Raw genomic sequence first — 12,780 nt, 5'->3', positions numbered from 1 at the left:
GCCCAAAGCCCGCCCGGCGTGCTCCGCCAGGAACCACAATCTCTGCCTCAGACTCCAGGTCGGCAGCGGCCAGGCACAGCCCGTCGGAACACCCGCGAACCCGGCGTAGGAGTGTTCTCGTGGAACGAGCAGGGCGGTCCGTGGAGCGGCAGCCGTCATGGTTCCGAAGTACCGGTCGCCCGTGAGCGCACCATTCAGGGGCGATTTTGCTGTTCACGCACTCTGAGGATCAGGGCGATCACCTCCGGCTCCCGCGCGGTGCGGGACCGATTTGCTTCGGCCTCGTCGAAGATCGCCGGAAGCTGCATGGCCGGCCCTCTGTGGGGCAGTCGCCGTCTGACTGGTGCAAGCGGCTGCGTTCGTACGCCGCGTTCGATCCGGAGGTACGCGATGACTCATACGGCTCTGACCTCGGGCGCGCTATCGGCGGATCTGGTTGCCCTCCCTAGCGTCTACCGGCCGCAGGGGGACACCCATCTGCTCGCGGCGGCGCTGGCCCAGGAGGATCTGGGGCCCGGGACGGACGTCCTGGAGATCGGGACCGGTACAGGCGCGCTGGCGCTGCACGCCGCCCGCAGGGGCGCCGCCGTCACGGCGGTCGACGTATCCTGGCCCGCGGTGGTCACCGCCCGCCTCAACGCCCTGCGCCACCACCTCCCCCTGCACGTGCTCCACGGCGACTTCGCGAAACGCACCGAAGGGCGATGCTTCGACCTGGTGATGACGAACCCGCCGTACGTGCCCGCCCCAGCGACGAGCCTGCCGTCGTACGGACCGCATCGGGCCTGGGACGCCGGCCCTGACGGGCGCATGGTGATCGACAGGGTCTGTGACACGGCTCCGGCCCTGCTGCGCCCCGGTGGTGTCCTGCTCATGGTGCACTCGGGCATGTGCGGACAGAAGGCAACCGTGAAGCGGCTGACGGCAGCTGGACTGTCCGCCGACGTCACAGTACGGGCGTCCGTTCCCTGGGGCCCGGTTCTGCGCTCCCGGCGGGCCTGGCTGGAGCGGCGGGGCCTTGCTCGGGCAGGCGACGAGTGGGAAGAGCTGGTGGTCATCCGTGCCCAGCACCTCTGACGCCACCGACCGCGGCCTGGCCGGCCCAGGCCCGCCGCGTGGTCCTGGAGTCAACGGCTCGCTGCTGCCGGCCCCCGCCTGGTGCGAGGGACGCGGTGAACTGGTCCCCTGGGTGGAGGCGCTGCGTTTCAGCGGGGGTGCGGCAGTACACCACGGCGTCCACCACTACCTGGACCGTGCCGGCCCCGGGTACGCGGCGACTGCGTAGGCGCCGACTGCTCCCGGGTGCGGCACGGTCACCCCCGGAATCTACTGCTCCGGTTCTGCCTCTCCGGCTCATGCCGGCCGCCTACCCGGGGAGGCCCGGGTATCCCTTCACCCGGCCGGACAACACCCGCTTGAATGCCCGAGCGTCGACCACGGCGGCCCCGCCGGGGTCGTTGTTGAAGTAGGCATAGACGTCGGAGTCCCGCGGCCACTGGTCCGTGATGCGGTCCGCCCAACTATGCAGGGCTGTCCGGCCGTAGTGGGGCGCCTGCCTGGCCCGGCCTTCGTGGAAGCGCACGTACGCCCAGTCGGCTGTCCGCCACAGTGGTGTGACGGGGCGCGAGCCGCGGTCGGCCCAGCACAGGGCCGCGCCGCGGCCCACGAGCACAGAGCGCACCTCATCCGTCCACCACGACGGGTGGCGCGGCTCGACGGCGACGCGCGTGCCGACGGGGAAGCAGGCGAGGCAAGCGTCCAATAGCGCTGCATCGGCCCTCAGCGTCGGCGGCAACTGGAGGAGGACCGGACCCAGGCGGTCGCCCAGGGAGGCGGCGTGCGTCATGAGCCGTTGCACCGGTTCCACCGGATCGCGCAAACGTTTGACATGGGTCAGGAAGCGGCTCGCTTTGACGGCCATGACGAAGCCGGGCGGAGTCCTGGCCCGCCACTGCGCGAACGTCTCGGGCGGGGGCAGCCGGTAGAAGGCGTTATTGACCTCCACCGTGGGAAAGTGCTGTGTGTACTCCTCCAGCCACAGCCGCTGCGGCCGGTCCGGCGGGTAGAAGACGCCCGACCAGTCCCGGTACTGCCACCCTGACGTGCCGACGAAGAGTGCCATGCGGTCCGCCTGCCCACGGCCAGCCCCACCACGCCCCGTTCTCCACCCGCGCGGCACTGTCTGACCGATGATGCGCGAGATATCCGTCCGCGCCAGCGGGGACCGGTAAGGGCCTCAGAGGCGAGGAACACGTCACGGGCGGTACGCAGGACAAACGTCGTCAGGCAGGCAGCCGTCCCGCCGTCTGGGAGTAGTGTCCGCTGCGCGCTCTGAGCGCCCCGTAGACGCTCGAACCAGAGGAGCGGGGCAGACACGGCTGGGGTCCGGCGCGGCCGAGATCGGGTGTAACGCCGGGCGACGTGTCTGCGACGGCTCGGCTTGATCCGCGAAGGGCGGAGTCACTGCGGCGCTGCCTCTGCGCCGCGTCATTCGGGCTCACGTCGCGCTGCGAGCGCGCTGTCTGCCTCTGCGGCGGCGGCGAGGGCTTCGGCGGCGGCTTCCGCGGCCTTCGCAGCGTCGTTCGCGGCATGGACGGCCAGGTCGTCGGAGGACGCCGCGCGGGTGGCGGCGGACCGGGGGAGTGCTTCAGTGAATGCGCGGGTGACGTTTTGGAGGGCCGAGGTGACCTCGCCGGGTATCACCCAGACGGTGTTGCCGGGCCCTTGCGCGATCTGGGGGAGCATCTGGAGGTACTGGTAGGCGAGGAGCTTGGGGTCGGGGTCGTTGCGGTGGACGGCCTGGAAGACCTCGTCGATGGCCCGTGACTGCCCCTCCGCCTTGAGGATCTCGGCGGTCCGGTTGCCCTCGGCGCGCAGGACGGCGGACTGCTTGTCGCCTTCGGCGGTGAGGATCTGGGACTGGCGCTGCCCTTCGGCTCCGAGGATGGCGGCCCGCTTGTCCCGCTCGGCCCGCATCTGCTTCTCCATCGCGTCCTTGATGGACTGCGGCGGGTCGATGGCCTTGATCTCCACGCGGTTGACCCTGAGACCCCACTTGCCGGTGGCCTCGTCGAGGACACCGCGGAGCTGGCTGTTGATGGTGTCCCGTGAGGTCAGGGTCTTCTCCAGGTCCATGGACCCTACGACGTTGCGCAGTGTGGTGACCGTCAGCTGTTCCACCGCCTGCAGGAAGTTGGCGATCTCGTAGGCCGCCGCGCGGGGGTCGGTGACCTGGAAGTACAGGACGGTGTCGATCTCGACGACCAGGTTGTCCTCCGTGATGACCGGTTGCGGTTTGAAGGAGACGACCTGCTCGCGCAGGTCGATCACCGGGTAGACGCGGTCGACGTAGGGGATGACGACGCTGAGTCCGGGCCTGAGGGTGCGGTGGTAGCGGCCGAGCCGTTCGACGTTGCGGGCGCGGGCCTGGGGGACGATGCGTACCGCCCGCACCACGGTGAGGACGGCGAGCACCGCGACGAGCAGACCGGCTACGAGGAGCGCGGAAATCTCCATGGTTCACTCCCGTGGATAGACGAGCGCGGTGGTGCCCTTGATCTCCATGACGTCCACGGTCGTGCCAGGCGGAAGGACGAGGGTCTCGTCGTAGGCACGCGCCGTCCATTCCTCACCACCGATACGGACTCTGCCCCCCAGCCTCGACACCTCCGACGTGACGATGGCGGCCTCGCCGATCAAGGCGTCCACGCCGAAGCGCTCGCCCGGCGGTGGAGACAGGCGACGCAGAGCGACCGGGCGTACGAAGACCACGGCGACAGTCGATACGAGCGCGAACACCAGGAACTGCCACGGCAGGGGCAGGCCAACAGCGGCGGATACGGCTGTGACGATTGCTGCAACGCTGAGCAGCCCGAGTGCGGCGGTGAGGGTGACGATCTCCGCCGCGCTCAGGACCAGAGCGGTGATCAGCCAGATCAGCCAAGGATCCATGCCTCACGCCTCCGGCAAATCGACAGCGGTCGCAAATGTGGCTTTTATAGGTTTTACCCGTTCGTTCAGCAGGGAATCTGCTATCGCCTCCTGAGCCCCGGCGCGACGCCTCGCACCCCGGCCGGGCCGGTCCCATCGGGCCGCGGGCGAAGCCCCAGGCGGTGATCCGGTGTGGGGTCGCGGGGTGTCCGCCCCAGTACGGGAATGCACCGGTGCGCACGGAGGGGGACCGACCCGTCACCTGTCTGTCCGGGGCGGGCAACCCCGCAGCCCGTTCCGCCCGCACCGACCATCCCAGTCCCGGCCCGTCTCACTCTTGGCTGGACGCTTCAGACCGCGGCCTTCGCCCGTCTGAGCACTCGGCCCTCGAGCCGAATGGTCAGGAGCCGGGCAGCCAGCCGGCGGTGAAGTCGGCGCTGTCCCGTGTGCGCTGGGCGCGGGTCTCGAGGAGTCGGCGGAAGCCGGCGAGTGCGTAGCGTTCCCCGGTGGCTGCTCTGGGTCCGGGGATGCCGGCGACCGTGGCCATGAGTTGCTGGGGCTGGGGTTGCCAGCCGGTGACCTGGACTCTCAGGCGCATGCGCTCCGCGCGCCGGTGCAAGTCCAGGAGGTGGAGCAGGCCGTCGGCGTCCATGGCCGCGACACCGTGCAGGTCCACCAGGAGGTCTCGTTCGTCCATGGTGACGTGGTCCAGCGCGCGCTGGAGTACCTCGCCTGCATCCTCATCGAGCTTCCCGTCGGCGCTGACCAAGACCGAGCTGCCGCAGTGCTGAACATTCACGTTGATCAAGTTCTGCTCCCGTCACCCGCAGGCTCCGAACCCACGGGGCCACCATCCTGACCCGGCGCGCGGTGGGCCGGGTGCGAGGCGCGCAGAAGCTTCGGTGCAGCAAGGAAGCGCAGCTGTCGGCTGGGCGGTCACGGGATCGGGATCAGGTGGTGCGCTGGTCGCGGGTGTCCTGGCGGAGCTGGGCGGTGTGCCGGGTGAGGGCGTCGATGCGTTCGGCGAGCTCGGAGTCTTCGGGCCGCAGAGGCTCGCGACTGTCGGCCAGGGGGCGCACGAGGCGGGAGACGTCACTGTCGCCCAGTGCCACGTTCAGGTCTCCGACCGCGCTCTCGGCGGCGGCGGCGGGCAGGCCGGTCAGGGAGGTGACCTGCCCGGCGAGACGACGCAGATCAGCCGCGTGGTTGCGGGCCCAGGCGGTTACGGGGCGGTCCGCCGCGCAGGTCGCCCGTGTGGCCTGGACACGCTGTTCGCCGGTGCTTCCGGCAGTGCCGGGGCGAAGTCTCAGGTAGCGGCGTTCGGCGGCCTGGCTGCTGGCGACCCCGATGGGGCCGGCGAGGTCAGCCCGCTCGCCCCCTGTGCGCGGGCGGTTTCGATCAGCCGCTCTCCCGGCCGGCGAGCTCCTCGCGGATCTCGCGCAACAGCAGCAGGGCGGCCCGAGGGGGAGTGCCGCCGTCTGGCTGGCTCAGGGTGCGTCGGGGACGGCCTTGTACTGGTGGGGTTGTCCGCCTTGCCAGGCGATGGCGGGGGAGTCGCCGAGGACCAGGTCGTCGGGGTCGGGGAGGTCGATGCGGCGGAGGAACTCGATGAGGTCTTGGTCGCTGTGGGCGATACCGAGGACGGTGTCGATGCCCCGGATACGGATCACGACCCGTCGGCCGCCTGTCGAGGAGATCCGGTGCACGAGGATCGGAGCGTGGTCCATTGCCCCAGCCTGCAGGCTGCCGGCCGGCCGGGCATCTCAGGGTCGGTCACCCCACGTGTCGGGGCCGCCGCCCAGCCAGCGGATCGGCGGCCGGCCGCGCGCTGTGTCCGGGCCGGCGTCACGGAACAGCTCGACGACCTCCGCGAGCGACCACGCGGCGCCGAGGGGGCGTTCCTCGCCGCGCAGGTGGGTTGTGGTATCCACACGAAGAAGTCTGTCCCGCTGACAGGCGGCATGGGCCTTGGCATGAACGCCTGATCACTCCGTGACTGCCCTTGGCCGGCCGCCCACGAACACCTGCTCGCTGATCCGCGGGGGCGTGGGGTGAGGTCCTGTCTCTCCGATATTCGTGGGCGCGGGCGTCGGTAGGGGTGAAACTGTCTACAGCACGCGCAGGGCCTGGTCGACGTCACGTTCGCGTCTGGCCAACGCGTGCATGACGGCCTGATCGCCGTGCCGTTCCCGGGCAGCCGCGATGAGCACGTCAACCGCGATGGCCAGGGTGGCTTCGGGCGCCGAGCAACGAATGCCCATGCTCAGTGCCAAGTCATCCAGGTGAACTGCCAGTTCGACGCAGCGGGTCTGGAGATAGCCGTCGAGAAGCATCTCCTCTCCTGGCCGGTGAAGGATGGCCACTCGCCGATCGGTCGGCTCTTCGTCTAGCCGGTCTGCCAGCCGTCGCCACGCAGCCTGCGCCTGCTCAGCAACGGCGGTTGGGCCGGCTGCGGCCGTTTCCTCGCTCCGCGCCCGCACGCCGACGTTCAGCGCGGAGTCGGGAACGGACGTGCCCTCGAGCCTGGCGTAGTAGCGCACCGGGGGCACCGGTTCCGCGCCGACCACCTGGCCATCAAGGAACCACTCGACCTGCAGCACGCTGCGCGCAAGGTGGCCGGCCAGTCCGCCCACCGACATCCCCGGCAGTACGGACTCCTTCTCCCAGGAATGTGCCAACTCTTCAGTGGCCAGGAGCTGCACGGCTCGTTCAGCAGCCAGTAGGTACGCCTTGCGTATCTCCGTAGTCATGCAGGCATCTTGCCCGTACGAAGATCACAGCAGCCAGATGGTCCACATGTTGGTCAATCTGTCCGACATGTGGAAGCAATGTTCGCCATCGGCCCCATCCCAGGTGACCGTCGACCTTTGATGCACGAAGGCGCTGGACCAGCTCGGCGTCAACCGGCTCGCGCACGCCGCGATCGTCGGAGCCGTCAAGGACGTCCTCCCCGAGACGCAGGCGGGCCTCCTGGTCGGCTCGCGCCAGTGGCCCCTGCTCGCCCGCCGCATGGACCAGCTCCGCGACCAGGGCGGCACCGGTCTCCTCGCCGCGCACCTGGCCCGCCTCGGGACCGACACCACCTGGAAGGACGGCCCGTCCTCCACCACGGTCGGGCGGCTCGTGGATGCGACCCTGCACTCCCTGACGACCGACACCGCCCCCGACACCGGCCGCCGCCCGCATCCCGGGTCCGCGTCTCCCCGACGGCTGCCCGCTCCCGCTCCACCACCACGCCCGCCGCGGCGGCACCCGGGCAGCCGGCCTGGGCGGAAGCCGCAATCCCCGCCCGCCGGCAGCAGGCCGCACCGGCCAGGGGCGCAGGGCGTACGCGGTGACGGCGGCGGCTCTCACACCCGGTTGCGGCCCGGGCCCGGCGCTGCGGTGTGACTGTCCTGTGTCACCGAACTTGGATCGTTTGTCATTGAAGTTGGATCACGGATGGACGTCCTGCCGGGTAGCCGTCAGCGGTGCCGGCCGGCCGGTCGTGTGGTGACGGGTGCGCCCCCGGGGTGGCGTCGAGCAGTACGGCGTTGCCACTTCCTCCGAGTAGTCAGCGGACCTCGACCGTGACCCATGAGATGTTCTGCCGATACGCCGCGGCGCACGAGACCTTGGAGTTTTGGTACCACTGCACCCACGCGCCGTAGAACGTGTACTTGTACCCGTTAACGCCGTCCAGGCAGGTGATCACTACTCGCTGCTGACCCGGTCCGTAGCGGCAGGTGGAACTCGCAGTGGCATGGTCCAACTTCGTGTACCCACAACCGTGCGGAGCGGCGCTCGCCGGGGTGGCGAGTGCGACAACCGCTCCAGTGAGGAGTAGCGGCGCGGTCAGTAGCGAAATGATCTTCTTGCGGCCAGGCATTGGAGTCCCCTTCCGATTGGTTTCCTTATGGTGAGGCATGCCGCTTCAGGCGAGAAGAAAGATGTCAGATGAGGCGAGATGGCGTCTCCATGGCTCAAAAGGAGTCCCCCCTTTACGCATGCCCGTGATCATCAGGGCCGGTTGCCGAGTATCGGCACGTCGATTGGGGGAGGTGGCGGCCGCGATGGTGGGCGCCGCGGGCATCGCCCCGTACGGCGACGAACAGGCCTGCCGGTGGATCGCGGTGCGCCACGCCCCCGACCACATCCACCTCGCGGCGACGCTCGCCCGCGGCGACGGGCGCCAGCCCCGGCTGCGGGGCGACATCGTGGCGATGCGCGCCGCCGCCCGCGCCTTCGAAGTCCGCTGGGGCCTGACGCCGATGTCGCCCGGGGATCGGACCGCGCGCCGTGCCCCGGCGACGGGGGGAGAAGGCGAAGGCGGAGCACCGGGCTGGTGGAGACTGCCCGGCACTGCAGCGCACGGTCCGTCAGGCCGCCGCCCTCGCCGTCGGGGACACCGATGACGACGAAGGCGTGCTCGTCGGGTACGCGGTCGCGCTGCCCGGGGATCGCGCCGACGGTGGGACCCGACCGGTGTGGTTCTCCGGCAGCTCCCTCGCCTACGACCTGTCGCTGCCGCGGGTCCGCGAGCGCTTCGACATCCCGGTCGGCGCGGACGACTGGGCGCGCGCGGAGGCTCGTATCCGTGAGGCGGCCGGTCTGCCCGGGAGGGCCGGGCGGGCGGAGGGCGCGGGGGATGTGGCCGCGCTCGGCGACCTCCTGGTGGCCGCCGCCGTCCACGCCGCCCCCGCCCTCGTCCGGGCACGCCTCCAGGCAGCGGCGGAGGCCTTCGAGCAAGCCCGGCCCTCGGCCCGGTGACCGTGGTCCGCGCTCTCCGTTCAGGGGGTGTGGAAGAGGACCTCGGGCGTATCGGCCGACGGGCCGTCGAGGACGGGCCGGGGCAGGCCGCGCAGGTGCTGGTCGAGGAACGCGGCCACGTAGCGGCGGGTCAGTTCCACGGAGCGGGTGCCGGGCAGTGGGGCGTCCGGGTCGGGCAGGCCCAGCTGGTCACCGATGACGGGGAAGTCAGTGAAGGTGAAGTGGCCGGAGTCTGCGAAGGTGAGCCAGCGCCTCCAGCCGTCCAGCTTGGGCCATTCCCGATCCCAGGAGGTCATGTCACCGCCGGGGGCGTTGTTCTGCGCGCCGATCAGCAGGAACGGGCGCCCGCCCAGTCCGGCTTCGGGGACGGGGGTGTGGATTCCCCCGTCCAGATTGATCCCGGCGCGGATCCTTCTGTCGACGGCCATGGCGGCCACCGCGGACGCCCCGCCGATCGAGTGGCCGGTCATCGCGATGCGGCCGCGGTCGATCACGTCGGCGTGGCGCCAGGCCGGGCGGGGGCCGGTAAGCCGGTCGAGGAGGAAGGACGAGTCGAGGGCGCGGGTGTCGGTCACCTTGCGGTAGCCCGCCTCCCCGCCGGTCTGCTCGCAGGCCAGACAGGTCAGCACCCGGCCCCCGGGGAAGGCCGTGCCGACGCTCTCGTAGGCGTGGTCGACGGAGGCCACGACATAGCCGCGCGAGGCCAGGTCCTCGGCCAGGGAGGTGAGGGTGGCCCGGTGGGCGGTGAAGCCAGGCGACAGGATGACGAGGGGGCGCCGGCCGTCGACGGGCCGGGCTCCCGGCCTGGAGTGGGTCCTCGTGCCCGTCAGGGTCTCCACCGGGATCACCTGGTCCAGGCCGCGGGAGACGAGCAGCCTCCGAGCCTCCTCGTCGGTGAGGTAGCGCCCGGGGGCTGCTCCGGTATCGGGCCGGGCCGGGTAGCTCATCGTCACCATGAGCTCGCGCGGGCCCGATCCGGACCAGGGGTCGGTGCGGCTGCGATCCACGAGGTGGAGGGTGTCCCGCCCCACGGGGAACGGTCCGGTGGGACGGGGGAGTTCCGGTGCGGAGGTACGGGGGCTCTGCGCCCCGGGAGCGCTACCGGCCGCGGCCGCGGTGCTCGCGGCGGCGAGCGGGAGCGGCAGGAGCAGGGCGAGTAAGGCGGAGGCGGTGACGGCGATTCTGCGTCGGTTCATGGCGACGAGGCTATGCAGGCCGTCCTGGCGGATCGTCACCGTGCAGGAGGACCGTCCCTCCCACCTCAGGAGGGGACCGTCTACGCCCGAAGGCGCACTACTGGAAGCATCGTTGGCCCCACAGCGGCCTCGCTAACGCGCTGGTCGCCGCAGCGCAAGAGGACCGCGAGGGCTGACGCGACGACTGGGGGCGTCCCACGCGTGCGCAGAGCCATCCGCCGGCAGGGGGCGCGGTTGCGGACGGTGTGGTCGGCGGGGCGGAGGTGGGTCTGGCACGGTGGGGGTGACGAGCGGTTGGTGGCGGTGCGGCTTGGGAACGCGGGAGTGCGACGTCCTGGGTACGGGGCGCACGCGGTCGGCGGGTACGTCGATCTCGACCATGTCCGCGGTGATGTCCTGTCCGGTGCTGGCGGTGCGGCGCGTGCAGGGCGACTGTGTAGACCCACTGGCCGGCGTCGGTCTCCACCGCGTACGAGCCGGCCGACTACCTCGCCGTCGGGCAGCAGGACCCGGACGGGCGGCAGTCGGCCAGGCGCCGGGGGTTGGGCGGGCTCGGTCATGGTCGGGTGCGGGGTCCGAGTTGTACGCGTGCCTGACGGCGCGGAGCGACCCCTTGTTCGAGCTGTGCGACGCGTTGCTGTGCACCGATGGTCCGGTCCGCACCCTCGTGGACCTGGCGCTCGCTCCTGAGCATCGGCGCGGGCACGGGGCCTTGTACTCCGGGGTCAACCACGGTCGGATCGACGTGGCCCGGCTGCGGCGGGCACTGGCCAGTGTCCCGCTTCCCCGAGCCGGCGGCGGCCGGCTGGTGCTGGCGGTGGACGTCTCCCCGTGGTTGCGGCCGGACGCTGACACATCCTCGGACCGGTCCTTCTGCGATACCTTCGGCCGGGGCCTGGGCAAGCACCAGATGGTGCCCGGCCGGCCGTACTCGATCGTCGCCGCCCTGGAGACCGGACGTACTTCGTGGACCGCGCTGCTGGACGCGATATTGCTGGAACCCGGTGCCGACGTGGCCGCGGTCACCGCCGACCAGGTCCGCGACGTCGATCAACGCCTCGTGGACGCCGACCAGTGGCGGGATGGGGACCCGGAGGTTTTGGTCGTGCTGGACGCGGGCTACGACGCGCCCCGCATCGCCCACCTCTTGGTAGACCTGCCGGTGGAGGTTCTGGGTCGGCTCCGTTCGGACCGGGTCATGCGCAAGCCCGTTCCGGTGCCGTGGATCTGCCCGCAGCAGGGCGGCCGCCCGCCCAAGCACGGCGGCGAGTTCGTCTTCGGCCGACCCGAGACCTGGGGCGAAGCCGCCGCGGCGACCGTCACCAACACCGACCGGTACGGGGACGCGACCGCGCAGGCATGGGACCGACTGCACCCCCGGTTGACCCGCCGGGCAGCCTGGCTCGACCACGAGGGACCGTTGCCCATCATCGAGGGCACTGTGATCCGCCTGACGGTCGAGAAGCTGCCCAGCGGCGGGGTGAACAAGCCCGTCTGGCTGTGGTGGTCGGGCACCGGCACCGCCCTGCGGGACATCGACCAGACTTCGATCAGGGCCCGGGTGCCCTCCGAACGCTGGGATCCGCCGGTCACCCTGGGGGTGCGCCTGGTCGGCATGCTGGCCGACGACCTCCAGCACGTCGGGCAGGTCGTCTTCGTACGGGGCCTGCTGGAGCGGGGCCTCCTAGCCGGCCGGCCGGTCCTCGGCGAGGGCCTCCCTCAGCCGGTCGAGGTAGGTGCGCACTTCGGGGAGCTTGGGGTGCGTGGGGCCGCCGGTGCGCAGCAGGTCGGTGATCAGCCGCTCGGTCGCCGCGATCGCCTCGTCGATCCGCCTGGCCTGGTCGTAGCCCGAGATGAGGGCGATCAGCGCGTCCAGCGTCCCCGCGTGGTCCGGCCCCAGGGCGTGCTCGCGTGCGGCGAGGGAAGCTTTCAGGTAGGGCAGGGCCCGCTCTGGGCGGCCGGCTTCCAGGTGGGCGATGGCGAGGTTGTGGTAGCGGTAGGCGATCTCTTCGCTGTCGGCTCCGTGGATGCGCTCGAAGCCGCCGATGACCCGTTCGTAGCAGGCGACGGCCGCGTCGAGGTCCCGGGCGTCGTGGTGCAGGTGCGCCAGGTTGTCCCACCAGATGTAGGTGTCGAGGTGGTCGGGTCCGTAGAAGCGCTCCTTGTCGGAGGCGATCTCCCGGCAGAGCGCGGTCGCGTCGGGCAGCCGGCCGCCCGCCGTGTGGTAGGCCTTGAAAAGCTTCTGCTTGCGGGCCTCCAGCTGCTCCGAGCCCGGCGGCAGGAGGTGCCTGCTGTCGGCCACGGTCTCCTCCAGCAGGGCGATCGCCCGGTCGGTGCCGCCTGCCGCCGCGTAGGCGTCGGACAGTTTCTCGCGCCAGGTCAGGGTCCGCTCCGCGTCGCGGTCGGGGCCTGATTCGCTGCCTTCCAGGGCTTGTTCGAGGTAGGGGACGGCCTCGGCGGGGCGCCCCGCCGACAGGTGTGCGGATCCGATCAGCTGGAGGGTGACCAGGGTGTCGCGGGCGTGCGGGCCCAGGGCCGCGGACTGGTGGGTCAGGTTTTCCAGCAGCAGGGGGATCGCGTGGTCCTGCATGTACGTGTCCCCGGGTGGGGCCGCCGCGGACCAGACGGACAGGGTGAAGGCATAGTTGTGGCGCAGCAGCAGGACGTCCTCGTGGTCCGCGCCAAGCCGCCGCTCCGCCTCCGCGAGTTCGTCGCGCATCCTGATCGTGGCGTCCATGGTCAGGTGGATCGGCGTGTCGTCGGGCTCGTTCAGCCGCAGGTCGAGCGGATCCGCCGGCGGGCCCGGATCCGGCGGCTGGTTCTCCCCGTGATGCCCGCTCTCCCGGCTCTCCGCATCCCCCTGGCTGCTGTTCCTGGCGCGCTTCCTTCGGAACATGGTGGTCGG

The 12,780-nt window shown here is 71.0% G+C and carries 14 protein-coding genes and 1 pseudogene; 5 read left to right on the top strand and 10 right to left on the bottom strand.

What is annotated here, in order from left to right; translation table 11 throughout:
* Positions 1–390 precede the first annotated feature (390 nt).
* Together ACFVX6_RS15985 and ACFVX6_RS15980 are read left to right on the top strand one after the other, a co-directional pair.
* A complete protein-coding gene (locus tag ACFVX6_RS15985) occupies positions 391–1,077 on the top strand; it encodes a HemK2/MTQ2 family protein methyltransferase (protein ID WP_389691791.1) in 687 nt (228 codons plus the stop codon).
* On the top strand, positions 1,061–1,285 hold the full coding sequence (locus tag ACFVX6_RS15980) for a hypothetical protein (protein WP_389691789.1): 225 nt from the start codon (positions 1,061–1,063) through the stop codon (positions 1,283–1,285). Before ACFVX6_RS15985 ends, ACFVX6_RS15980 begins: the two co-directional genes overlap by 17 nt.
* Before the next feature lie 81 nt (positions 1,286–1,366).
* On the opposite strand, the gene ACFVX6_RS15975 is transcribed toward ACFVX6_RS15980, so the two are convergent.
* The 8 genes from ACFVX6_RS15975 to ACFVX6_RS15940 all read right to left on the bottom strand — a co-directional run bounded on the left by ACFVX6_RS15975 (position 1,367) and on the right by ACFVX6_RS15940 (position 6,680).
* Positions 1,367–2,122, bottom strand: coding sequence for a DUF72 domain-containing protein (locus tag ACFVX6_RS15975; protein ID WP_389691788.1), 756 nt, complete (start codon positions 2,120–2,122; stop codon positions 1,367–1,369).
* A 365-nt stretch (positions 2,123–2,487) separates the two neighbouring features.
* Complete coding sequence (locus tag ACFVX6_RS15970; RefSeq protein ID WP_389691786.1) at positions 2,488–3,516, bottom strand: SPFH domain-containing protein; 1,029 nt, start codon at positions 3,514–3,516, stop codon at positions 2,488–2,490.
* Positions 3,517–3,519: 3 nt separating this feature from the next.
* Complete coding sequence (locus ACFVX6_RS15965) at positions 3,520–3,951, bottom strand: NfeD family protein (protein WP_389691784.1); 432 nt, start codon at positions 3,949–3,951, stop codon at positions 3,520–3,522.
* Between the two features lie 379 nt (positions 3,952–4,330).
* A complete protein-coding gene (locus ACFVX6_RS15960) occupies positions 4,331–4,729 on the bottom strand; it encodes an STAS domain-containing protein (RefSeq protein WP_389691782.1) in 399 nt (132 codons plus the stop codon).
* Between the two features lie 151 nt (positions 4,730–4,880).
* Complete coding sequence (locus ACFVX6_RS15955) at positions 4,881–5,042, bottom strand: hypothetical protein (protein WP_389691780.1); 162 nt, start codon at positions 5,040–5,042, stop codon at positions 4,881–4,883.
* A gap of 375 nt (positions 5,043–5,417) precedes the next feature.
* A complete protein-coding gene (locus ACFVX6_RS15950) occupies positions 5,418–5,657 on the bottom strand; it encodes a hypothetical protein (RefSeq protein WP_389691778.1) in 240 nt (79 codons plus the stop codon).
* A gap of 36 nt (positions 5,658–5,693) precedes the next feature.
* On the bottom strand, positions 5,694–5,861 hold the full coding sequence (locus ACFVX6_RS15945) for a hypothetical protein (protein WP_389691776.1): 168 nt from the start codon (positions 5,859–5,861) through the stop codon (positions 5,694–5,696).
* 177 nt (positions 5,862–6,038) lie between these two features.
* Positions 6,039–6,680: a maleylpyruvate isomerase N-terminal domain-containing protein gene (locus ACFVX6_RS15940; RefSeq protein WP_389691774.1), complete on the bottom strand. Its 642-nt coding sequence runs from the start codon at positions 6,678–6,680 to the stop codon at positions 6,039–6,041.
* Between the two features lie 259 nt (positions 6,681–6,939).
* On the opposite strand from ACFVX6_RS15940, the gene ACFVX6_RS15935 reads away from it, so the two are divergent.
* Together ACFVX6_RS15935 and ACFVX6_RS15930 are read left to right on the top strand one after the other, a co-directional pair.
* Positions 6,940–7,320: a hypothetical protein gene (locus tag ACFVX6_RS15935; RefSeq protein WP_389691772.1), complete on the top strand. Its 381-nt coding sequence runs from the start codon at positions 6,940–6,942 to the stop codon at positions 7,318–7,320.
* 888 nt (positions 7,321–8,208) lie between these two features.
* Positions 8,209–8,679 carry a hypothetical protein gene (locus ACFVX6_RS15930; RefSeq protein WP_389691770.1) on the top strand — a complete coding sequence of 157 codons (471 nt, stop codon included), beginning with the start codon at positions 8,209–8,211 and terminating at the stop codon, positions 8,677–8,679.
* Between the two features lie 20 nt (positions 8,680–8,699).
* Here the strand turns inward: ACFVX6_RS15930 and ACFVX6_RS15925 are convergent, their stop codons facing one another.
* Entirely contained in the window at positions 8,700–9,875 is a 1,176-nt protein-coding gene (locus ACFVX6_RS15925) for an alpha/beta hydrolase family protein (RefSeq protein ID WP_389691768.1), read from the bottom strand.
* A gap of 580 nt (positions 9,876–10,455) precedes the next feature.
* Between ACFVX6_RS15925 and ACFVX6_RS15920 the strand changes: the two are divergent.
* Positions 10,456–11,418 (top strand): annotated as a pseudogene (locus tag ACFVX6_RS15920) (transposase); the annotation flags it as partial.
* A gap of 141 nt (positions 11,419–11,559) precedes the next feature.
* Here ACFVX6_RS15920 and ACFVX6_RS15915 read toward each other — a convergent pair.
* Positions 11,560–12,771 (bottom strand): tetratricopeptide repeat protein, encoded by a 1,212-nt coding sequence (locus tag ACFVX6_RS15915; protein WP_389691766.1) that lies wholly within the window; start codon positions 12,769–12,771, stop codon positions 11,560–11,562.
* Between the last annotated feature and the right edge of the window lie 9 nt (positions 12,772–12,780).

This window comes from Streptomyces sp. NPDC058289, assembly GCF_042880975.1.
GTDB lineage: Bacteria > Actinomycetota > Actinomycetes > Streptomycetales > Streptomycetaceae > Streptomyces > Streptomyces stoeckheimensis.
Note: the sequence above shows the minus strand (reverse complement) of the source record. Positions and strands in the feature narration are given on the sequence as shown.